General features: G+C 60.5%; 19 protein-coding genes. 4 read left to right on the forward strand and 15 right to left on the reverse strand.

Annotated features, from left to right (window positions below; translation table 11 throughout):
- Positions 1-97: 97 nt before the first annotated feature.
- The 4 genes from I554_RS0116240 to I554_RS0116250 all read right to left on the reverse strand — a co-directional run bounded on the left by I554_RS0116240 (position 98) and on the right by I554_RS0116250 (position 6,469).
- On the reverse strand, positions 98-1,120 hold the full coding sequence (locus tag I554_RS0116240) for an LLM class flavin-dependent oxidoreductase (RefSeq protein WP_024577419.1): 1,023 nt from the start codon (positions 1,118-1,120) through the stop codon (positions 98-100).
- 356 nt (positions 1,121-1,476) lie between these two features.
- Positions 1,477-2,154 (reverse strand): hypothetical protein, encoded by a 678-nt coding sequence (locus I554_RS26925; RefSeq protein WP_152527600.1) that lies wholly within the window; start codon positions 2,152-2,154, stop codon positions 1,477-1,479.
- Positions 2,151-2,624, reverse strand: coding sequence for a hypothetical protein (locus tag I554_RS0116245; protein WP_024577418.1), 474 nt, complete (start codon positions 2,622-2,624; stop codon positions 2,151-2,153). The genes I554_RS26925 and I554_RS0116245 overlap by 4 nt, the downstream gene beginning before the upstream one ends.
- 92 nt (positions 2,625-2,716) lie before the next feature.
- A complete protein-coding gene (locus tag I554_RS0116250) occupies positions 2,717-6,469 on the reverse strand; it encodes a vitamin B12-dependent ribonucleotide reductase (RefSeq protein ID WP_024577417.1) in 3,753 nt (1,250 codons plus the stop codon).
- Positions 6,470-7,321: 852 nt separating this feature from the next.
- Between I554_RS0116250 and I554_RS0116260 the strand changes: the two genes are divergently transcribed.
- Both I554_RS0116260 and I554_RS0116265 read left to right on the forward strand, forming a co-directional pair.
- On the forward strand, positions 7,322-8,257 hold the full coding sequence (locus tag I554_RS0116260; RefSeq protein ID WP_024577415.1) for a DMT family transporter: 936 nt from the start codon (positions 7,322-7,324) through the stop codon (positions 8,255-8,257).
- Positions 8,258-8,373: 116 nt separating this feature from the next.
- Complete coding sequence (locus tag I554_RS0116265) at positions 8,374-10,863, forward strand: autotransporter outer membrane beta-barrel domain-containing protein (RefSeq protein ID WP_024577414.1); 2,490 nt, start codon at positions 8,374-8,376, stop codon at positions 10,861-10,863.
- A gap of 84 nt (positions 10,864-10,947) precedes the next feature.
- Here I554_RS0116265 and I554_RS0116270 read toward each other — a convergent pair whose 3' ends face one another.
- The 3 genes from I554_RS0116270 to I554_RS0116280 form a co-directional block, all read right to left on the reverse strand.
- Positions 10,948-11,388, reverse strand: a complete 441-nt coding sequence (locus I554_RS0116270) for a BA14K family protein (protein ID WP_024577413.1) — start codon at positions 11,386-11,388, stop codon at positions 10,948-10,950.
- Between the two features lie 165 nt (positions 11,389-11,553).
- On the reverse strand, positions 11,554-12,177 hold the full coding sequence (locus tag I554_RS0116275; RefSeq protein WP_024577412.1) for a BA14K family protein: 624 nt from the start codon (positions 12,175-12,177) through the stop codon (positions 11,554-11,556).
- A gap of 140 nt (positions 12,178-12,317) precedes the next feature.
- Positions 12,318-13,463 carry a mechanosensitive ion channel domain-containing protein gene (locus I554_RS0116280; RefSeq protein ID WP_024577411.1) on the reverse strand — a complete coding sequence of 382 codons (1,146 nt, stop codon included), beginning with the start codon at positions 13,461-13,463 and terminating at the stop codon, positions 12,318-12,320.
- A gap of 163 nt (positions 13,464-13,626) precedes the next feature.
- Here I554_RS0116280 and I554_RS0116285 point away from each other — a divergent pair, with 163 nt between their 5' ends.
- Entirely contained in the window at positions 13,627-14,037 is a 411-nt protein-coding gene (locus I554_RS0116285) for an NADH:ubiquinone oxidoreductase subunit NDUFA12 (protein ID WP_024578183.1), read from the forward strand.
- A gap of 161 nt (positions 14,038-14,198) precedes the next feature.
- On the forward strand, positions 14,199-15,206 hold the full coding sequence (locus I554_RS0116290; protein ID WP_244432768.1) for a DUF2155 domain-containing protein: 1,008 nt from the start codon (positions 14,199-14,201) through the stop codon (positions 15,204-15,206).
- Between the two features lie 20 nt (positions 15,207-15,226).
- Here the strand turns inward: I554_RS0116290 and aat are convergent, their stop codons facing one another.
- From aat to I554_RS0116330, 8 genes are all read right to left on the reverse strand, one after another.
- Positions 15,227-15,895, reverse strand: coding sequence for a leucyl/phenylalanyl-tRNA--protein transferase (gene aat, locus I554_RS0116295; protein WP_024577550.1), 669 nt, complete (start codon positions 15,893-15,895; stop codon positions 15,227-15,229).
- A gap of 37 nt (positions 15,896-15,932) precedes the next feature.
- A complete protein-coding gene (locus I554_RS0116300; protein WP_024577551.1) occupies positions 15,933-17,021 on the reverse strand; it encodes a response regulator in 1,089 nt (362 codons plus the stop codon).
- A complete protein-coding gene (locus tag I554_RS0116305) occupies positions 17,018-17,458 on the reverse strand; it encodes a response regulator (RefSeq protein WP_024577552.1) in 441 nt (146 codons plus the stop codon). Before I554_RS0116305 ends, I554_RS0116300 begins: the two co-directional genes overlap by 4 nt.
- Positions 17,455-18,993: a CHASE3 domain-containing protein gene (locus tag I554_RS0116310; RefSeq protein ID WP_024577553.1), complete on the reverse strand. Its 1,539-nt coding sequence runs from the start codon at positions 18,991-18,993 to the stop codon at positions 17,455-17,457. The genes I554_RS0116305 and I554_RS0116310 overlap by 4 nt, the downstream gene beginning before the upstream one ends.
- 147 nt (positions 18,994-19,140) lie before the next feature.
- Positions 19,141-20,496, reverse strand: a complete 1,356-nt coding sequence (accC, locus tag I554_RS0116315; RefSeq protein WP_024577554.1) for an acetyl-CoA carboxylase biotin carboxylase subunit — start codon at positions 20,494-20,496, stop codon at positions 19,141-19,143.
- Positions 20,497-20,516: 20 nt separating this feature from the next.
- Positions 20,517-21,011, reverse strand: a complete 495-nt coding sequence (gene accB / locus I554_RS0116320; RefSeq protein ID WP_024577555.1) for an acetyl-CoA carboxylase biotin carboxyl carrier protein — start codon at positions 21,009-21,011, stop codon at positions 20,517-20,519.
- Between the two features lie 41 nt (positions 21,012-21,052).
- Entirely contained in the window at positions 21,053-21,508 is a 456-nt protein-coding gene (aroQ, locus tag I554_RS0116325) for a type II 3-dehydroquinate dehydratase (protein ID WP_024577556.1), read from the reverse strand.
- A gap of 222 nt (positions 21,509-21,730) precedes the next feature.
- Positions 21,731-22,495: a DsbA family protein gene (locus tag I554_RS0116330; protein WP_024577557.1), complete on the reverse strand. Its 765-nt coding sequence runs from the start codon at positions 22,493-22,495 to the stop codon at positions 21,731-21,733.
- Between the last annotated feature and the right edge of the window lie 8 nt (positions 22,496-22,503).

Here is a 22,503-nt window from a genome sequence, read left to right on the forward strand (position 1 = left end):
CGGCGGAGGGAAGTTCGGGAGGCGGTGAAAGCGTTTGCGCGGGACTTATCTTAGCCCGCATGGAGCGAGTGCAATGCGGGGATGACGTCGTATCCGTTCAGCGCCAGCCCAGCGCCGGGGCCACATGTTTCAGGATCGATTCAATGACATGGGCATTGTAATCGACGCCGAGCTGATTGGGCACCGTCAGCAACAGCGTATCGGCCTCGGCAATGGCCTCGTCCGTCTTCAACTGTTCGATCAGCTTGTCCGGCTCTGCCGTATAGCCGCGTCCGAAGATCGCCTGCATGTCGGCCTCGATGAAGCCGATCTGGTCGCCGGCATCGCCACCGTTTCCGAAAGTGTCGCGGTCGCGATCGTTCATCAGCGCGAAGATGCTGCGGCTGACAGACACGCGCGGCGTGCGGGTGTGGCCCGCTTCCTTGTAGGCTTCGCGATAGAGCCGGATCTGCTTGGCCTGCTGCACATGGAACGGCTCGTTGGTCTCGTTCTTCTTCAATGTCGAGCTTTGAAGATTCATGCCGAGCTTGCCCGCCCACTGCGCGGTCGCGTTCGAGGCCGCGCCCCACCAGATGCGGTCGCGCAGGCCTTCGGAATGCGGCTCGATCCGCAGGAGGCCAGGCGGGTTGGGAAACATCGGGCGCGGATTTGGCTGCGCGAAACCCTTGCCGCGCAGCATGTCGTAAAACACCTCGCCGTGGCGGCGGCCCATGTCGGCGTCGGTCTCGCCCTCATTGGGCTGATAGCCGAAATAGCGCCAGCCATCGATGACCTGCTCGGGCGAGCCGCGGCTGATCCCCAGTTGCAGGCGTCCGCCCGCGATGAGGTCGGCGGCGCTCGCGTCCTCGACCATGTAGAGCGGGTTCTCGTAGCGCATGTCGATGACGGCGGTGCCGATCTCGATGGTGCTGGTCTTTGCGCCAACGGCGGCCAGCAGCGGGAAGGGCGAGGCGAGCTGGCGCGCGAAATGATGCACGCGGAAATACGCGCCGTCCGCGCCAAGCTCCTCGGCTGCGACGGCGAGATCAATGGATTGCAGCAGCGTGTCAGCGGTCGAGCGTGTCTGTGAATGCGCCGACGGCGACCAGTGGCCGAAGGAGAGAAAGCCGATTTTCTTCATGGAGGCGGGGGACTCGTGCGTGTTCGGGTCCGCCGTAGATGGGGATTGGGTGTGTGTGGGGCAAGGTCGTGAAAGATCGTCATTGCGAGGATGGCGCGTAAGGCAAGGAGGCTAAGCGCGTCATTGCGAGGAGCGACAGCGACGAAGCAATCCAGCTTTTGCTTGCGGCGCATTCTGGGTGGATTGCTTCGCTGGCGCTCGCAATGACGAGCGGTTAGTGCACGCAATCTCTCGACCGCGACGGCCTGTAGCCCGTATGGAGCGAAGCGCAATAAGGGTTGCGGAATATGATCGTCCCCGGATTTCGCTTCGCTCCATCCGGGCTACGCGGGCTAGTCAAAAATCGTCGTAAAATACTAGCTGTGTTGTCCTTTGAATTTTGCAAATACAGACTCGAAAATACCACGCATAACATCGACGTTATGAGGGAATATAGGGGTAAACTTCAAATCATAATCCCGTGTGTGTTTTGCCAGTAATTTTTCGACACTTCTTGAATGCGAGGTAGCAATGAAGAAGCGGTTTTCTCTTTGTATTTCTTCGCGAAGTCCTAAGAAGCTTCGAGCTAATCCTAAGCCGGGTTTTGAATTAACGTAGAATTTGCACTCCACCGCGAGTAGCACTTTTGATGAGCGCGGCAATACATGATTTGATCGGCAAATATCCGCTTCAGATTTGTGAATTATGGCTACGTCACATTCGTGACGAACATCCGATCTTCCAGCAACATATATGCCCGTGTGCGCTTCGAGAATTGGACAGTTTGGGAAGATTATTTCGGCGTGGCAGTATGGATGCTTACTCCACCACAATTCGCTGGGCGAGGTTCTAAAATAATAGTCGCTTAAAACATTATTCCCGTACACGTCTTTGAAGTTTATGGTCGCCTGTTTATTCTTTGCTGCTTCGATCGCTACTGACCAGATATATGCCTCATACAAATCGTCCCCGTTGGAAGCGCTTGTAACATTAGGAGTAATCGTGTGCGAAAGTGCTGTTTGAATTTGGTGCAAAAGACTTGCGTTGAGCGTCATTGCTTGGCCTCAACTTCCAATTGGATCAATAGTTTTGCAATTTCTGCAGCGCCCAATTTTTTATGGGCTAGGTCATCGCTTCGAAAATGATACTCATCGGTCGTCTTGTCCGGGTCTGCGAAAAATACGCGTGGTTTAACAGAACCGTTCTCAAGAGTTTTTAATAGTGACTCTTGAATTTTTACTGCACCTACAACTACAGCATTCATTGCACCGATGGCGATCTCTAGTTTTTCTAACGATGCATAGTCTTCTCGCGTCAGAAATTCGCCAGGTATAGAAGCCTTTTTAGTTTCGCGGATTCGCTCGCCTCGCTCAATTTGCGGGCTTGGAAGGGTTGTGATGCGTCCGTGTTTTGGTTTTCCGATAATGACCTCGTCTTCAATCTGCTGAGCTACCCACGGGAGCTTATTTTCTTGGAGCCATTGTATTATTTGATCGTACGCTTCTTTCATCAATTGATCTGACATGAAAAGTTTCGCTCCAGTCTTAAAAATATATCGGTTCAATTATAAAAAAAAGGGCGGCCAGTAGGCCGCCCTTTGGTAAGTTAGATAAGTCCTCACGAACATCCCGTCGTGCTGCCGCACGTATCGCACTTCATACAGGTCCCGTTCCGAACCAGCGTGAAGTTGCTGCACTCGGTGCACATGTCGCCTTCGTAGCCGCGAGCCTTGGCTTCCGCGCGGCGCTCGGCCTTGCTCGGTGCGGCCTGAGCGGCTGAACCGGCTTTGCTCCACTGCTGCGCTTCCAGCTTTTCGGTCGGCGAGAGGTCGCGCGCGGGCTCCGCCACCTTGAGCGCGGCTGCGCCCTCAAGGCTGTCGCCCACATGCGTGCCGGAGAGCGCCGTCACCTTCGCGCCGCCCGCGGGTGCGCTGTCGTCGTTGGCGGAGATCGCCGCCGCGCCGCCGCGCATCACAACCAGGTTGTCCGTGCGCGAGCGGGTGAGGCCCTTCGACAGATACTTGGTCGCGCCGTGTGCTTCCGGCGCCTTGCCTTCCTCGACGCCCTTGCCCAGTGCATCGAAGCCCATGTCGCTCGGATCGACATGTCCGAGATCGAAGCGCGACATGTAGCTCACCGCCAGTTCGCGGAACACGTAGTCGAGGATCGAGGTCGCGAACTTGATCGAGTCGTTGCCCTGCACCGGGCCCGCAGGCTCGAAGCGGGTGAAGGTGAAGGCGTCGACATATTCTTCCAGCGGCACGCCGTACTGGAGGCCGAGCGAGACGGCGATGGCGAAGTTGTTGATGAAGGAGCGGAGCGCCGCGCCTTCCTTGTGCATGTCGATGAAGATTTCGCCGAGGCGCCCGTCATCGTATTCGCCGGTGCGCAGATAGACCTTGTGTCCGCCGACCACGGCCTTCTGGGTGTAGCCCTTGCGGCGATCCGGCATCTTCTCGCGCTCGCGCATCACGACGATGCGCTCGACCAGCTTCTCGACGATCTTCTCCGAGACCTGGGCGGTGCGGGCCGCCATCGGCTTCTCGTAGAGCGACTCGACCGCATCGTCCTCGTCGTCATCGTCGGAGATGAGCTGTGCGTTCAGCGGCTGGCTGAGCTTCGAGCCGTCGCGATAGAGCGCGTTGGCTTTCAGCGCGAGCTTCCACGAGAGGAGATAGGCGGATTTGCAATCCTCCACCGTGGCGTCGTTCGGCATGTTGATGGTCTTGGAAATCGCACCCGAGATGAAGGGCTGCGACGCCGCCATCATGCGGATGTGGCTTTCCACCGAGAGATAGCGCTTGCCGATCTTGCCGCAGGGGTTGGCGCAATCGAACACCGCGTAGTGCTCGGCCTTCAGGTGCGGCGCGCCTTCCACCGTCATCGCGCCGCAGATGTGCACGTTGGCGGCTTCGATCTCGCGCTTGGTGAAGCCGAGCGCGGCGAGCAGGTCGAAGCCGGGCGCGTTGATCGCTTCGGCATCGAGCTTGAGTTCGTTGCGCAGGAAGTCTTCGCCGAAGGTCCACTTGTTGAACGCGAACTTGATGTCGAACGCGGTCGGCAGGGCCTTCTCGACCTTGTCCAGCGCTTCATCGGTGAAGCCCTTGGCCTTCAGGGTCGAGCGGTTGACGCCGGGCGCCTGGCCGAGCGAGCCGTGGCCGACGGCATAGGCTTCGATCTCGGCGATCTCGTTCTCGGGATAGCCGAGGGCGCGCAGCGCTTCCGGCACGGCGCGGTTGATGATCTTCCAGTAGCCGCCGCCGGCGAGCTTCTTGAATTTCACCAGCGCGAAGTCCGGCTCGATGCCCGTGGTGTCGCAGTCCATCACAAGGCCGATGGTGCCGGTCGGCGCGACCACCGTGGTCTGCGCGTTGCGGTAGCCGTGCTGCTGGCCGAGCTCAAGCGCCTGATCCCAGACGAACTTGGCGCGGGTCACGATGTCGCCCTGCGGGCAGCTTGCGTGATCGAGCGGCACCGGATTGACCGACAGCGCTTCATAGCCGGAGGCTTCGCCATGGGCGGCGCGGCGATGGTTGCGGATCACGCGCAGCATGTGCGCGGCGTTCTTCTTGTAGCCGGGGAAGGGACCAAGCTCCTTCGCCATCTCGGCAGAGGTGGCGTAGCTGGTGCCGGTCATCACGGCGGTGAGGGCGCCGCACAGCGCGCGGCCTTCCTTGGAGTCATAGGACAGACCCATGGTCATCAGCAGGCCGCCGATGTTGGCGTAGCCGAGGCCGAGCGTGCGGAACTCGTAGGAGAGTTCGGCGATCGCCTTCGACGGGAACTGCGCCATCATGACGGAGATTTCGAGCACGACGGTCCAGAGACGGCAGAGGTGCTCATAGGCTTCGACGTCGAAGCGGCGGGTCTGCGTGTCGTAGAACGTCAAGAGGTTCGCGGAGGCGAGGTTGCACGCCGTGTCGTCGAGGAACATGTACTCCGAGCACGGATTGGACGCGCGGATGTCGCCGCTGGCCTTGCAGGTGTGCCAGTCGTTCATGGTGGTGTTGTAGTGCAGGCCCGGATCGGCGGAGGCCCAGGCGGCGTAGCCGATCTTTTCCCACAGGTCGCGGGCCTTCAGCGTCTTGGTCACCTTCTTGTTGGTGCGGCCGATCAGGTTCCAGTCGCCGTCGGTTTCCACCGCACGCAGGAAGTCGTCCTTCAGCGAAACCGAGTTGTTGGAGTTCTGGCCGGCGACGGTGAGATACGCTTCGCTATCCCAGTCGGTGTCGTAGGTGTCGAACGAGATGTCGGTGTAGCCCTGCTTGGCGAACTGCATCACGCGCTTGATCAGATTGTCCTGCACCAGTGCGCGGCGCGCGAACTTGATCTCACGGCGCAGCGCCGGGTTCTTCTCGGGATCGAAGCAGTCGTCGCCTGAACCTTCGCAGTTCACGCAGGCCTTCATGATGGCCTTGAGGTGCTTCTGATTGATCTTGGAGCCGGTGACGAGCGCGGCGACCTTCTGCTCCTCCTTCACTTTCCAGTCGATATAGGTCTCGATGTCCGGATGGTCGGCGTCGACCACGACCATCTTGGCCGCGCGGCGCGTGGTGCCGCCGGACTTGATCGCGCCCGCTGCGCGGTCGCCGATCTTGAGGAAGCTCATCAGGCCGCTTGAGCGGCCGCCGCCGGAGAGTTTTTCACCTTCGCCGCGCAGGCGCGAGAAGTTGGAGCCGGTGCCGGAGCCGTACTTGAACAGGCGTGCTTCGCGGACCCACAGGTCCATGATGCCGCCTTCGTTGACGAGATCGTCGTCCACGCCCTGAATGAAGCAGGCGTGCGGCTGCGGATGCTCGTAGGACGATTTGGACTTGGTCAGCTTGCCGGTCTTCCAATCCACATAGTAGTGGCCCTGGCCGGGACCATCGACGCCGTAGGCCCAGTGCAGTCCGGTGTTGAACCATTGCGGCGAGTTCGGCGCGACCATCTGCTTGGCAAGCATGAAGCGCAGTTCGTCGTAGAACGCGCGTGCGTCTTCTTCCGACGAGAAGTACGAACCCTTCCAGCCCCAGTAGGTCCAGCAGCCGGCGAGACGGTCGAACACCTGCTTGGCGGAATGCTCGCCGCCGATGCGCTCGGATTCGGGGAGCAGGGCGAGCGCTTCGGTATCCGGCACCGAACGCCACAGCCACGAGGGGACGGTTTCTTCCTCGACCTTCTTCAGGCGCGAGGCGACGCCGGCTTTGCGGAAATACTTTTGCGCCAGAACGTCGGAGGCGACCTGCGACCAGAACTCCGGCACTTCAACGTTCTCAAGGCGGAACACCACCGAGCCGTCGGGGTTGCGGATCTCGCTCGTCGTCAGCCGGAAGTCGATGGCGGCGTAGGGTGACTGGTCGGCTTTGGTGTAGCGGCGTTCGATGCGCATGGTAGTGCCCCGTCCTTTGCCGGCGCTCCCGTCCCTTGACGGTAAGCCGGAGATTTCAATTTGCGAACCGGTTCGTTCGCAGTTTTTTGCCGTTCACGTCGTCCCGTATTCGGGTCCGAAGCCGCGGCCTGTTAACTCTGGCGGACACGATCCGGTCCCCAAAACCGGCCTTGCCCGAACGCCCCAAACTCGCCTTTTGCGCCGCGGTTTGCCGCGGTTTTGCCATTACGCCCGGATGGCTCTCCGGCTCCGAAAAAAGAGCAGACAAATCCACGTCCCGTGACCTCGACCGGTCTGACGGAGCTGCCTTCTCGACCCTTTTCGGGAGGTGCCCGGCGGGACTGAAAACCCCCGCGCCGAACAGTCCCAAAGCTAGGCCGACTCCATCCGGCACGTCAAGGATTAGTGTCGAAACCTGAATCAAATACTAAATATGGTGGAAAATGCGGATTTCCAGCGGAATGGATCGTCGCCGGGTTGGTTCGCATTGCGGGAAGTATCGGTGAGTCCTTGTGGATTCGGAAGACGAAATCTCACCGCTTTGTGAGTTCCTCCAAGGTTTGTCGCGGGCCTCCAAAATCGCGCCTTTGGTATGCGCGTATTTTGCGGATTTCGGGTGGATCGCGTGCCGCGTGCGTGGTCTTTCTCCCCGTCATCCACATGGTGTGGACACCAGTGTCCCGAATCCGAAGTTCGCCTGACCTTGCAGCGGGTCCAAAGCGAACTTCGGATTCGAAAGGACACTGGAAACTTATAATTCCAGTGTGGTTTTGGTTCGCAAGTCCGCAAAAGAACAAGCTGCGGGAACGATGCGGACTTGCAAACCACCACACTGGTCGAAGGACCAAACCTGTGGATAGCCGCACACCGCCCGACGCGCTGACTGAAGCCTCGCCGGAAGAACGAGTCGCCGCACAACGGCGGACGCGGACAATCGGTTACCTGTTGCTGGTCGCAACATCCGTTGGCTGGGGATTGAACTGGCCCGTCACCAAACACCTGTTGATGGAATTGCCGCCGCTGTCGGTGCGCGGACTGTCGGGAATTATCGGCGCTGCTCTGCTTGCACTGCTGGCGCTGGTGTTTCGTCAGCCGCTGAGCGTGCCGCGCGCGATGTGGCCGCGTCTGGTGTTGCTGTCATTGCTCAACGTCACGGCATGGATGGCGCTGATGGGTCTGGCGCTGGTTTATCTGCCGGCCAGCGAAGCGGCGGTTATGGCTTATACAATGCCGGTCTGGGCCTCGGCGCTGGCATGGCCGATTCTCGGCGAGCGGATTTCGCTATTGCGCGTCGTCGCCATGGCAATGGCAATCGCCGGACTTATCGCACTGATGGGTGGCGGGGGCATTGCCGCAAGTTACGTCAAGCTGCCTGGCATTGTGTTGGCGCTGGCCGGTGCATTCCTGTTCGCGCTGGGCACGGTGTTCGGAAAGCGCTGGCCACTCGGCTTGCCGCCCCTGACGTCGGCGGTGTGGCAGATCCTGATCGGCTGTGTGCCGGTGGGGCTGGCGGGTCTCCTGCTCGAACAGCCGCACTTCATGGCGCTGTCATCCCTTGGCTGGACCTTGTTCGGCTATTCGATCGTGGTCCAGTTCTGCGTCGCCTACGCCTGCTGGTTTGCCGCGCTCCAGCGGTTGCCGGCATCGGTCGCCGCCATCGGGACTCTGCTGGTGCCGGTCATCGGTGTGCTGGCGTCGGCCGCAGCGCTTGGCGAGCCGCTCGGTGTCGCCCAGATTGCAGCGCTCGGGTTCACCATCGGGGGCGTCATTCTGGCGTCGCGATCCTGAGAAGCGAATGTCTCAACCTGCGCAGAATGCGCCTGCAAATACTTCATAAATCGGCGCTGTAGCCCAAATACAACAGCCCCTGGAACCTGAGCCTGTTAGGTTCCGGCGGGCAATCGGTGGCTGACCTTGCCGCCGGGGAATGGGGTTGGGGCGTGGCGTCGATTGTTGCGGACAGGGCGTTGGAGACGCGCGTGCAGACAGCGCGTGCGATGCGATTCCCTGTCATCGCGATCATGGCTGCGATTGTCGGGGCAGCTTCGTTGCCATCGACGGACGCGCGTGCGCAATTTGCCTGCGTCGGGACACTCGGCGCGAGCGACGTCACCTGCACCAATACGGGCACCACCGCCGTTCCGTTTCTTCAGGATCAACTCGGCACGTTCAATCTGACGACAACGAGTTCGGGTCTGAGTAATGGCATCACCACGACCAGCGTTGACGGCAATGTCACCGCGACGAACTCCGGTATTAATGCCGACATGCTTGATACCTCGGCCAGTGGTCTCGGCAATGCGACATCGAACAATTCGGGCACGATCGGATCGTATATCAGCACGCTGACCGGCGCGGGGAATGCCACGTCGACCAACTCCGGCACTGTCGGCGGAAGTGTTGCCACCACCGCCGACGGCGGAGGTAATGCGACCGCCAACAACTCCGGCGTAATCGGCGGCCTTCTCAGTACGCAGACCAACAACGGTGGCTCCGGTTCGGGTGGCGGCAACGCGACATCGGTCAACTCGGGCACGGTTGACTCGATAGCAAACGTCACCGCCGACGGAGGCAACGCGACCGTCATCAACAGCGGCAAGGTGCTGTTTAGCGGAAGTTGCTGCGGCCCCCCGGTCGGCATTTTCAACGCGACGGCCATGGGTGGTGACGCGACAACGATAAACCACGGTAACGTGAATGGCGGAGTAATCACGACCACGGGACTTGGTGGAGGTGACGGCAACGCAACCCTCATCAACTATGGAACGATTAGAGGAGATGTTTTGACTCTTGCCGGCAACACAGGCGGCACGGGCAACGCAACGTTCATCAACTACGGCACGATTTATACCGATTTCCTGGGCGTTGGAGTTGGCGCTTACAACGGGACGGTCACCGGTTACAATGGAGGCCGGATTTTTGGTGAAGTCGATGTAGCGAATGGCGGCGGTGGCGGCACGGTCGTGTTCAGCAACGCAGGTCTGATCGATGGCACCTATGGCCTTAGCCCAACCGGCGTTGCGCTTGATCTGACCCAGTTTGATCCCGCCACGCCAACAACGCTGAACATCCTGCCGGGTTCGCGCATCGTCGGCCAAATCATTCTCAACGGTGATGTGACAGATCCGTTCGCCGTCGGCACCAGGGTCAACATTCTCAGCGGCCACGACATCTCATCGGTCCTGACGTTCGGCGGGCCGGGCTGCGGGTGCGGGATCTTCGGTGGTCTTACCGACACCGGAGCGATTGTGAACGTCACAGGCGGCGCGCCTTACGTCATCAACGGAAACACCGTCGCAGTTCTCGACCCGACGTCGTTCGCCAACGCAGATCGCAACGTGGTCGATGTGACGCGCACGATCACCTCGCTGGTCACAAGCCGCCTGACCAATCCAGCGCCGATCGGCGGCAGTGGATCGGCGGCGATCGGTTTCGCTCCGTCGGGTAACGTCGCGCGGGACATGGCCAACGATGCGTTCTCGGGTATTCCTGCGCTGGCTTATGCAAGCAATGATCGTGTGCTTCTGAGCAACCCAAGCTTCACCGCGGCGGATGGCACGAGTATCTGGGCGCAGGGTTTCGGCGGCCAGCGCATTCAGCAGGCCGATGCGCCGACCCTGCGCTCTGTAAGCTACTTCTATGGCGGTGTGCTCGGCATCGACAAGACGGTGCAGCCCGATCTGCGCCTCGGCGGCTTCATCGGCGGGGGCGCTATCAAGTCGACCATCGATCTGAATTCCGGCGACATCTCGAGCGATATCTTTTTTGGCGGGCTCTATGGCCGCTATGCGATGGGCCGCGCGTTCCTGGATTTCTCGCTGCTCGGTGGCTATAGCAACAACGACGTGAAGCGCACGATTGCCAATAACCTTGTGCCCGGCGGCTATGAATACGCCGCGGGCAAATACAATGGCTGGTTCGTCAGTCCTGAAATCGCCTACGGACTGAAGCAATCGCTGGGCTATAACCTGACACTGACGCCGTCCGCGCGTGTGCGCTATCTCGCAGCCGGTTTCGGCGGTTATCAGGAAAGCGGGTCGAGCACGAATTTGACGGTGGCTTCGCGCACCTCGCACAATTTCGAAGAGCGGGGCGAACTGAAATTGACGCATACGACGAATGCCACGCCCACCGAGCAACTTCAGTTAAGCGGCTCCGCGGGCATCATTGCCTTGCAGCGCGTGGGCGACAGCAACATCAGCACTGTTTTGCTCGGACAAAGCCTCGCCTTCGCGACGCCCGGCAAGGGCAATATTGTCGGCTTCTACGCGGGGGCGGGGTTCGACTGGCGCAACACTTCTGGCGTCTCCGTCTACGGCGCAGCTGAATTCACCGCGATGTCCGACCAGAGCCAGACCATCACGGGCCGAGGCGGCGTCAAGGTTTCGTTTTAGGCTCGACGTCAGCCAGCATCATTCAGCACCAACAAGAACGGCGATGCATGGCATCGCCGTTTTCAAATCAACTGCTGTTCAAGCTTACGGGCAGGGGTAGCGGTTGCCGTCGTAGTTCAGATACGTGCCGGATGCCGGATCATAAGACCGGTAGCGCCGCATGCAGTAGGCTTCCGCGTCGCCGCCATAGCCCGGCGCAACCACCACAGGGGCGGGCGCAGGATAATAGGCCGGGCCACCGTAGCCATACCCGTATCCCGGTCCGTAATAGGGATTTGCACCGGCGGCGATAGCGCCGCCGATCAGCGCACCGGCGGCAAGCCCGACACCGAGGCCAGCACCGCCGTAGTAATATCCGCGCCGCCGCCACTGAACCTGAGTAACCAGCGAATTGTCGACGTCGGCATGAGCCGCCGCGAGAGACTGGTTCGGCGCCAGCGGTGCAGCATGGCCGGATGACATCGCGGCCATCGGAAGCGCCAGCGCAACGGCTGCGATCGCGCATCCATTCCTAAAGGTGATCATCTTCCTCACTCCAAGCCCGCATCGATCACTCTGCATCGGGAGCTGCGCGGGATGCGCTGCTCCATACAGAGAATGTCAATGTTGGGTTGGATTCAGGCGCTTCTGGGGCGGTTCCATTTCAGGAACACGACCCCAGAGGCCGGAAGTCGGATATTTCGCAATGGCTTACGGGCAGGGATACCGGTTGCCATCGTAGTTCAGGTACGTGCCTGACGCCGGGTCGTAGGACTTGTAGCGTTGGGCGCAGTAAGCCGCATCTCCGTCAGCCGCCGGAGCGGCTGCATACTGTTCATCGTCTACGTAGGTATCCGGCGCGTATGCGTAGGAGTTATCGTAGTAATACGGGTCGTTGTAATAATACGATGAGCCGATTGCGCCGAGCGCCAGGCCTGCTCCGAAGCCATAGCCGGGACCACGCCAAGGCCTATGCCCGTGCCAATGACGGCCGCCGTTCCACTGGCCGCCACCTCCAAGCTGGGCGACCGGACGGCCCGAGATCGCGCGATTTCCGAGGACCGCGGAAGGCGGACCGGAGAACCGAATGCCGGAGTTGCCGACACGCGGTCCACCGCCGAAGTTCGGGCGTGCCGCCATGCCACCGCCGCTGAAGCTCGGGCGGGCCATGCCTGCACCACCGCCGCGAAAACCTCCGCCGCCCCCGATCGCGGGCGCTCCGCCACGGGAGGCGCCGCCGCCGTTGAAGCGGACTTGTGCATCAGCGCTCGAGGCGACGATCACAGGGGTGATCGCAAGAAGAGCCGCCGTTCCGAAAACTTTGAGATTGATCATCTGTTCGAACTCCGGGTGAACTTCATGAAAGAACGGAAGCCCACATGAGATGTTCCGGGCTTTCAAAAGTCTCAGGTTCACGTTCGCACGAGCAAACCCAATGGAGCATGAATGGATTGCGACCAAACGGTGTCGCAGGTTCAGCCAGCGCGGTGATGCGATACCATTGTGTGAGGCGATAGCGGGGCCTGATCCGGTTCGTTGCGCGACACGAACTCCTGGCGCTGGCGCGGCAATGCGCCGGGATACTCTTCCTGCAAGTAGGCGATCAGTTTCTCGCGCACCTCACAGCGCAGATCCCACGCCGCAGGGGCGCTTCGCGCGCTCAGCAATGCACGCAGCTCGATCGTGTGATCCCTGGTGGCGTCGCTGACCTGAAGCACCACGACGCGGCCGTCCCAAAGCGGAGAGGCGCGCGCCACTTCCATCAGTTTTTCGCGAAGCTTTTCCACCGGCACGGTGTAGTCGACATACAGGAACACAGAGCCGATCAGCGCGGAGGTTTCGCGAGTCCAGTTCTGGAATGGCTTTTCGATGAAGTAACTCAGCGGCACCACCATCCTGCGCCAGTCCCAAAGCTTGATGACAACATAGGTCGTGGTGATTTCTTCGATGGTGCCGTATTCGCCCTCGAGAAAGACGACGTCGTCGAGCCGGATCGGCTGCGCTACCGCGATCTGGACGCCGGCGATCAGGTTGGCGAGCAGGGGACGCGCGGCGATACCGATCGCGAGACCTGCGACGCCTGCCGAGGCGAACAGACTAACGCCGTATTGCCTGACTTGCTCGAAACTCATCATCGCTGCCGCAACCGTCATGATCACGATCAGGGTGTCGGCGGCACGCTTGAGGATGCCCACCTGCGTGACATGCTTGCGCGCGAGCAGATTGTCTTCGGCCTCCAGGCTGAAGCGCCGCAGGTAAACCTGTGAACCGATCTGGGCTGCTATAAGCGCGGTCCATCCCAATAACGCGATGAAGGCGACGTTGAGGACGTTGCTGAAGACGATCGCGGCGCGCTCTCCAATGGGCGCAACCCTGACCACGAGCGACAGAGCGAGGACGATCAAAGCAAGCCGAAGCGGCCCTTTGCTGCGGGTGAGCAGCGACCGGGTCTTGGGATGACGTACGCCGAGCGTGCTTCTGATTGCATGAACGATCATGGCGTTGGCGATCAGCGCGACGAGGATTCCACCGATCACGAGTGTGGACGCCGTCAGCCAGTTCGGCAGCAGCCAGAGCGTGTTCAGGATCTCGGCATAGCCGTCTTTGATGACGTCGATCATCGTGAGGATTCCGGCAGGGGATGAGCGGTGAGGGCTATCAACGCCTCAGCGCCCCGGAGGTTCACGCATCGCACCAAGTTGCTGTTAGCACTGGACAATTGGCACCCCGGATGGCATCAAACAGCCATCGCGCGGCTCTGCGCGCCCATTTCGGATTCTCGCCATGAAGCTGTTTTTCCTACGCTTTTTCACGTGGTGGAGCGGCACGACATTCGGCACGCTGCTCTGGACGCGGCGGTTCGGCGAGGTGGTCGGACAGGACGAGGGTGGCAACACCTACTACCGCACGCGTGGCGGCAAAATCGATCCGACGCTGGGCTTCGAGCGCCGGTGGGTGATCTACAACGGGTACGCCGAAGCGACGCGCGTTCCGCCCGCTTGGCATGGATGGTTGCACCACACTGTGGACACGCCGCCGACCGAGACCGATTACAAGCCGCGCGAGTGGGAAAAGCCGCACCGCCCGAACATGACCGGTACGCCGGCAGCTTATCGCCCATCGGGCTCGACACTCGCTGCGGGTCGCCGGCCGAAGGCCACGGGCGATTATCAGTCTTGGACCCCCGGACAGTAACGCCGGGGCAAACGAGCCGTCTGGTTCGGCGGGCGGTGTGAATGGCTCGCCCTTTCCCCGCCGTATTCGGCGTGTTAACCGATGATCTGCGCGCGGCCCGTTTTCTGTAGAATGACGCGGACACGATTCGGTTGAATCGCATATTGGGGCCGGATCAGTTTATGATCTTGAATGTGATCGTTCCGACAGGTGTGGAGCACTATGTTTTCCGGAAATCGCTTCGCACCCTGCGGCACCGTGCTCCTGTGAAGCTGCGCAAGATGCTCCGAACCATCGCCACCTTCTCTGTCGCAGCCTTGAGCGCCACCCTGTTGATGCTGCCGGCAACGCCCGTGCACGCCCAGATCGGCAATATCTTCTCCGACAGGCCGCCGCGTCCGCCTGCCAATGTGCAGCAGCGCGGCGAGCCCATTCAGGAGCCGGAAGAGGAAGAGGTGCCCGATCTTCCTCCGCAGGGCCGTCTGCTTCCCACACCGAACCGTCCGCTGCCCCCGGGGCAGGGCGCGCCTCTGCCGGGAAATGTCCAGACCCAGCCGCTGCCGCCACCTCCAGGAACGGCGGCCGCTCCATCTCAGCCCGCCGTACCCGGACAGGGCACGCCGAACAACGCTGCGGTCAACCCGTTGCCGGGTCTGCCGCCCGGTCAGAAGCAGCCGCGCAGCGCTCCGCCAACGGCTGCAACATTGCAGCCGGGCGACGAGGTCGTGACCGAACCGCCGGCCCAGAAGATCGTCAACAAGCAGGCGGTTTTTGCGGGTCTCGACAAGATCACGGGCCGCATCATCAAATTTGACGCCGACATCGGAGAGACCGTTCAGTTCGGTGCTCTGCGCGTCAAGCCGCAGGCCTGCTACACGCGGCCATCGACCGAAGCTGCCAACACCGACGCCTTTGTCGAAGTCGATGAAATCACCTTGCAGGGCGAGGTGAAGCGAATCTTCTCGGGTTGGATGTTCGCAGCCAGCCCTGGTCTGCACGGCGTCGAGCACCCGATCTACGATATCTGGCTGACCGACTGTAAAGGTCCGTCGGCAACGGTGGCTCAACAGGAAGCGCCGAAAGCTGCGCCACCTCCGCCGCCCCAGCAGCAGCCCAAGCGGCCGGCGAAGCAACCGCCCGTGCAGCGGCCGCTGCCGCCGCCGAATCCATTCCCGCCATTCCAGCGGTAACCTCGTTCAGGCCATCGGCCTTAGGTCAGGCACGCCAGCGCTTCAGTGCCGGTAACGGGTCTGTCTGCGGGAAGCGCGAAGAAGTCGGCCTGTCCCGTGACCGCGTCATCGAGCATGGTGCGGTATCTGCGCCGCGGCACTTCGACTGCACCGAAGGTGCGCAGATGATCCGTCACGAATTGCGTATCGAGCAGAACGAATCCGCCGGCGACGAGGCGGGCCACGAGATGGACCAGCGCCACCTTCGACGCATCCCGCTCGGTGTGAAACATGCTCTCCCCGAAGAATGCGCGGCCAAGGCTGACGCCGTATAGCCCGCCGACCAGTTGATCGCCATGCCAGGCTTCGACGCTGTGGCAATGACCGATCTCGTGCAGCGATGTGTAGAGGTCGCGGATACGGCCATTGATCCACGTATCGTCGCGGCCAGGCTGTGGCGCGGCGCATCCGGCAATGGTCTGCTTGAAAGCCGTATTGACGGTGACGCGAAAGACGTCGGAGCGAACGGTACGCGCAAGGCGCGACGCGACACGGAACCCATCCAGCGGGATGATGCCGCGTTTCTCGGGCTCGACCCAGAAAATCGTAGGGTCGTCGGCGCTTTCGGACATCGGGAAGATGCCGCAAGCATACGCGCGCAGCAACACACTCGGCGTAATTTCGGACGATGCGGCGTCGCGAGAACTCATGCGCAATCATAGCAGGTTGTGCGGCCTTCCGCGACCGTCAAGCCGTGCCGACAACCTGCTTGATTTGCGGCTGTACGGCGCTCTTCAGCCGCAGCACGATACGTGTTCCAGCGTGGGATGGATCGCGCTCGGCCTTGGTTTCGAGCTTTTGCGCCATCGCACTCACGATGCGCTGGCCCATGCCGGTGGATCGGGGATCCTGCTTTACCTGCAAGCCGACGCCATCGTCGGTGATCGACAGTTCAAGGCCGCCGTTGCACGACCGGAGTTCGACATGGATCGGACCGGCACCGTCCGGATAGGCGTACTTGACGGCGTTCATGACCAGTTCGTTGACGATGATGCCGATCGCAACGGCGCGATCCGGGTCGATCTCGACGGGGTCGGCTTTCATCGTCAGCCGCGACATCCGGTTGCCTTCAGCGGAACGCCGCAGGTCCTCGAGCAAGGCTTCGAGATACTGGTTCAGCATGACCGTCTTGAGGTCCTGAGACGTGTAGAGGCGGCGATGAACCTGCGCGACCGCGGCGACGCGTCCCATCGCATTGGTTAGCGCGGCCTTCACATCGTCGTCGGCACTCGAGTTAGCCTGAAGATGCAGCAACGACGCGATGATCTGCAAGCTGTTGCCGACACGATGATTCACTTCACGCAGCAGGACCTCGCGCTCGGCGGCGAGCGCCGCGTAGCGGTCCCGCGAAGCATGAACTTCCGCTTCTGCATCGTCGCGCGCCTTGCGCACAAGCGCTTGTTCGATAGCGCCTCGTGCAGCGACGTCGAGCAGCGCGAGAAATTCTCCCTGCGTATCCTTGACCAGATAGTCGGCAGCTCCTGCCTTCAGGGCGGTGACCGCGATTTTGCTGTCTTGCGATGCGGTCACGAAAATAACCGGAGGCGCGTCCGGAATCTTCTGTAATTCAGCAAGAGTTTCGAGGCCATCGAGACCGGGCATGTGCTGATCCAGCGCGACGACATCGATCCCGCCTTGCTTGATGCGCGCAAGGCCGCTCGCGCCGTCAGCCGCGTGTTCGACGGCAAAACCCTGCCGCTTCAGCCCGCGCTCGACCAGCCGCGCAAGATCGGCATCGTCGTCAATGTACAAAAGAAGAGGCGTTGCAGGTTTCATGTTTTGACAGGTGGAACCTTGATAACTGAAAAAAACAATCCCAGTTGGCGGATCGCGTTGGCAAAGCTTTCGTAGTTCACGGGCTTGGTAATGTAGACGTTGCAGCCCAGCTCGTAGCAGCGTTTGATTTCGTGCTCGTCGTCCGTGGTTGTCAGTACGACAACCGGCGCGCATTTGACGTGACTGTTTTCTTTGATCCGCTTGAGGATCTCGATTCCGGTCATGTCGGGCAGATTCAAGTCGAGCAGAATCAGAAGCGCCTGATCCTTATGATCGACGCCTGAGCCGTCCTTGCCGAACAGGTATTTCACCGCATCTGTACCGTTGGTGAACGGCAAGATCTCATTGTTGACACCGGAGCGCCGGATATTGCGCTCAATCAGGCGGGCATGGCCCTCGTCATCTTCGATCATGATGATTTTAACTGGCAGACTCATTCTTCTTTTCCTTGAGTTCCGAAATTCCACTTCGCAGGCAATGTAACCGTGAAAGTACTGCCTTTGTGAAGTTCTGAGGAGACGTTGATGGTGCCACCCATGCGGCGCACCAATGCACGGACGTGGGCGAGACCGATGCCTTGTCCCTGACGATCCTGAAGACCGGCCCGTCGGAACAGGTCGAAGATCCTCTGGTGATCCTTTGGATCGATACCACGTCCGTTGTCAGTGATTTCGATGATGACAAAACCGAGCTTGAGGCGCCCCTTGATCAGGATGTCGCCTGGCACGCCCGGCTTGAGGTACTTGAGAGCATTATCAACGAGGTTGGAGAAAATTTGTTCCAATGCGAGGCGATCGCTGACAATATTGGGCAGCGGCTCGACGCGGATTTGCGCATTGGCCTCAGACGCTTGATGCGCCATGGACGAGATGATTGTCTCGATAAGTTCTCTGGTATCGACCTCTACAGGGCGAAATTCGCGCCGACCTTCGCGTGTCAGATTGAGTATGGCGGAGATCAGACGATCCATCTTGCCGATGGACGACTTGATGAATCCGAGTGCTTCTGAGAAATCCTGGGCAAGCTGTTTGTCTTCCGCCTGAAGCTCCGGCGCTGTCGCCGGATCTACATCGACGATGGGCTCGGGGACTGACGGCGCCGCCGCAGCGGCACGGCTGTATTTTGCAATACGGGTGAAGATGTCGGTGCGCAGTTCTTCGAGCTCGCTTGTGAAACCCATAATATTCACAAGCGGCGAGCGCAGATCGTGACTTACGATGTAGGCAAAGCGCTGGATCTCTTCATTCGCTTCGCGAAGATCAGCGGTGCGTGTTTCAACAGTCGCTTCGAGGTTAAGATTGTTGTCGCGCAGTTGCCGCTCGGCTTCGTCGCGCGCACGCGTCGATCGCCGCACCAGAAAAAGTGAGGCGCCAGCCAAAAGGAGCACCAGGCCTGAACCGGCTGTTGTGACAACCGCTGCGAGAGTCTGGCTGCGGTCGGCTGCGGCGGTTCGTGCCTGGAAAAGACGGTTTTCCTCCGCGCGCATGGCCGTGGCGATCTCAGTTATGCGCTGAACGGCAGTGCCACTACCGTCGCGCAACATTGCCACGCCGCCCGGAATGTCGTTCCTTTTCACGAAGTCGACAGCTTTGGTGAATTCCGTGAGACGCAATTCGATGGATTCGCGGAATTGCTTGCTGTTCTCGATCTGAACTGGGCTGTCGCTGGTCTGTCTTATGAGCGTCTCGACACCCGGCAAGATGCGTTGGATAGCAGCCTCGTGCTCCGCCAGAAATTTCGGTTGCGACGTGAGGAGGTAACCTCGGGCGGCGCTTTCTGCGCGCCGGATATCCAGCAGGACGGTCGATATCTGATTTTCGACTTCGACGGTGTGAACCACCCAGCGGCTGTCGTCGCGCGCCTTGTTCACCAGAACGATGGAAATGACGCTGATCGCGACCAGCACCAGAAAGCCCGCGGATAGCAAGGCAATCTGCCAGAGCGTGCGCCGACGGGCCTTATCCCGTGTCACGTTCGCCCTGCGGTGTTGCCGGGATAAATAAATCGCTGAAAATTCAAATTGCTACCCCTGAAACCTATTCCTAGCGTACGTGAAATATCACGCGCAAATAGGAATTTAGTTCCATGGATGGAACTCAAAATTTCAGGGTCCGGAACCTCAGGACGACTTGGTGTCACCGGCTGTCAGATAGTGCTCAAGCCAATGAATGTGGTAGTCGCCGTCGATGATGCTGGGTTCCCGTACCAGCCCCCGGAACAGCGGCAATGTGGTTTCGACGCCATCCACCACCATCTCGTCGAGCGCGCGCCGCAATCGCATCAGGCATTCGCCACGGGTCTTGCCATGAACGATCAGCTTGCCGACCAGGGAGTCGTAATAGGGTGGAATGACATAGCCCTGATAAACGGCTGAATCGATCCGCACGCCAAGCCCGCCCGGCGGATGGTACTGCATGATCTTGCCGGGCGAAGGCCGGAAGGAAACCGGGTTCTCGGCGTTCACACGGCATTCGATCGCGTGGCCATTGATGACGATATCTTCCTGCGCGCAGGGCAGGTCGCCGCCTGCGGCGACACGAATCTGCTCGATGACCAGATCGATCCCGGTAATCATTTCGGTGACGGGATGCTCGACCTGAATGCGCGTGTTCATTTCGATGAAATAGAACTCGCCGTCTTCGTAAAGGAATTCGATGGTGCCGACGCCGAGATACTGCATCTCGCGCATCGCCTTGGCGCAGGTTTCACCGATCTTGGCGCGTGCGGCTGCGCTCAGGATCGGCGAGGGGCCTTCTTCCCAGACCTTCTGGTGGCGGCGTTGCAGCGAACAATCGCGCTCGCCGAGGTGGATCGCGCCGCCGCGGCCGTCGCCAAGAATCTGGATTTCGATGTGGCGCGGCTTGCCAAGATATTTTTCGAGGTAGACCGAGCCGTCGCCGAACGCGGCCTTGGCCTCGTTGCTCGCGGTGGACAGGGCGAGCATCAGATCGGCTTCAGTCTGCGCGACCTTCATGCCGCGGCCGCCGCCGCCAGCCGCCGCCTTCACCAGAACCGGAAATCCGATCTTCTTGGCGATGCCCATGGCGTCATCGCCGGGGCCGATGCCGCCGTCAGAGCCGGGCACAACAGGAATACCGAGGCGCTTGGCGGTCTTCTTGGCCTCGATCTTGTCGCCCATCAGGCGGATGTGCTCGGCCTTCGGGCCGATGAAATGCAGATTGTGGTCGGCGAGAATTTCCGCGAAACGCGCATTCTCTGACAGGAAGCCGTAGCCCGGGTGAACGGCGTCGGCACCAGTGATCTCGCATGCAGCGAGCAGCGCTGGCACGTTCAGATAGCTGTCCTTCGCGGGCGGCGGTCCGATACAGACGCTTTCATCGGCGAGGCGGACATGCATTGCGTTTGCGTCCGCAGTCGAGTGAACTGCGACGGTCGCGATGCCGAGCTCCTTGCATGCGCGCAGCACGCGCAATGCAATCTCGCCGCGATTGGCAATCAGGATCTTGTCGAACATCGCAGCGCCTGACGGTGAGATTATTCAATAATGACGAGCGGTTCGCCGAACTCGACCGGCTGGCCGTCTTCGACGAGGATTTGCGTGACCGTGCCGGCGCGCGTCGACGGGATCTGGTTCATCGTCTTCATCGCTTCGATGATAATGAGCGTGTCGCCGACCTTCACCTTGCTGCCGACATCGACGAACGGCTTCGCACCGGGCTCGGAAGCGCGGTAGGCGGTGCCGACCATCGGCGAGGGGACTGCGCCGGGGTGCTTGGAAATATCGGCAGGAGCGGCTGCAGCTACAACGGGAGCTGCCGCGGCAACCGGGGCAGCAGCTGGCGCAGCTTGATAGGACACCGGTGCCGCGATGCTGATGTTGCGTGCAACCCGCAGACGCAAGCCAGCGCGCTCGATCTCGATTTCCGTGAGATTGGTTTCATCGAGCAGCATCGCCAGTTCGCGAATGAGTTCGCGCTCGTCGGCCGGTTTTTCCTTTGGGGCAGATGGTTCTTTCGGCGAGGAGGCCATGTGTAATCCGAAGCTTTCTCAGTAAATGACAGGCAGGCGTATCAGGCTTTCGCCTTGGCGCCGATCTTCGCGGCAAGGCCGCTGATTGCGAGGCGATAGCCATCGATTCCGAAGCCGCACAGTGTTGCCACGGCAGCAGATGCGACGAAGGAATGGTGACGAAAGCTCTCGCGCGCGTAGATGTTGGAGACGTGGACTTCGACCGTTGGAAGTTTGACGGCAACCAGCGCGTCATGGAGCGCGATCGAGGTGTGGGAATATCCGCCGGCGTTAATGATGATACCGGCGGCCTTCTTCGCACCCGCCTCGTGCACCAAATCGATCAGTTCGCCCTCGCGGTTGGACTGGCGGCAATCGGCCGTCAGGCCGTAGCTGGCGGCGCTGTCGTGGCAGAGCTTCTCCACGTCAGCGAGGGTGTGATGGCCATAGGTCTCCGGCTCGCGGGTGCCGAGCAGATTGAGGTTCGGCCCGTTGAGCACATAGATCGTCTTTGCCATCCGAAAACCAAATCCAGCAATGTCGGCGAAATAATGCGGGTGCGCGCAGCTTGGGGCGGTTTATAGGCAACATAGGGCCGGGAGGGAAGCCTGATCGGCTTCGCCATCCCCCGCCAAATCATTCAGAAATCACCTGAAAAGCTTGGTGGAACACTCTGAACTCACTGGTTAACCAATCTTAACGATTGTCCAGGCGGATGCTCCGCCTAAGGGCGGCCCGGCCTAACAGGTCGCCTTCCCGCAGCGCGCTTCCGAGATTTTCTTGGCGAGACCCGCCGCGCCGACAGCACCGACCACCACGTCCTTTCCGATCACATAGCTCGGGGTGCCGTTGAGGCCCATTTCCTCGGCGAGCTTGAAGTTCTCGTTCAGCGTCGCGTTGACCTCCGGGCTGGCCATGTCCTTCTCAAGCTTGGCCATATCAAGACCCGCTTCCTTCGCCGCCGCCATGGCGCGCGCCTTGTCGGCCTGTCCGCGCCCATTCAGCAGCTTCTGATGGAAGTCCAGATACTTCTTCCCGCTCGGGTCCTGCATGCGGACCGCGACAGCGACCTGCGCTGCCTCCACCGAGCCCGGTCCGAGAACGGGGAATTCCTTCAGTACGACACGCAGCTTCGAGTCCGACTTCATCAGGGTGAGCATGTCGGCCATCGCGTGTTTACAATAGCCGCAGTTGTAATCGAAGAACTCGACGAAATTCACGTCGCCGTCCCGGTTACCGACAACGACACCGCGCGGCGAGTTGAAGATCACGTCTGCATTTTTCTGAACAGCGGCGCGATGCTTTTCCGATTCTGCGGCCGCCTGCCGCTTCTGCAATTCGGCCGACATCTCCTCAAGCAGCTCGGGATTGGCGACGAGATAGTCCTTGATGATCTTCTGGATCTCGCTCTTCTGCGCGTCGCTGAACGACTGCGCATACGACACGGCGGGCAGACCCAGCACCAGCGTGAAGGCGAACGGAGCAAGAGAGCGGAGCGAAACCATGAGCATTC

It is taken from the genome of Afipia sp. OHSU_II-C1, assembly GCF_000497575.1.
Taxonomy (GTDB): Bacteria; Pseudomonadota; Alphaproteobacteria; order Rhizobiales; family Xanthobacteraceae; genus Afipia.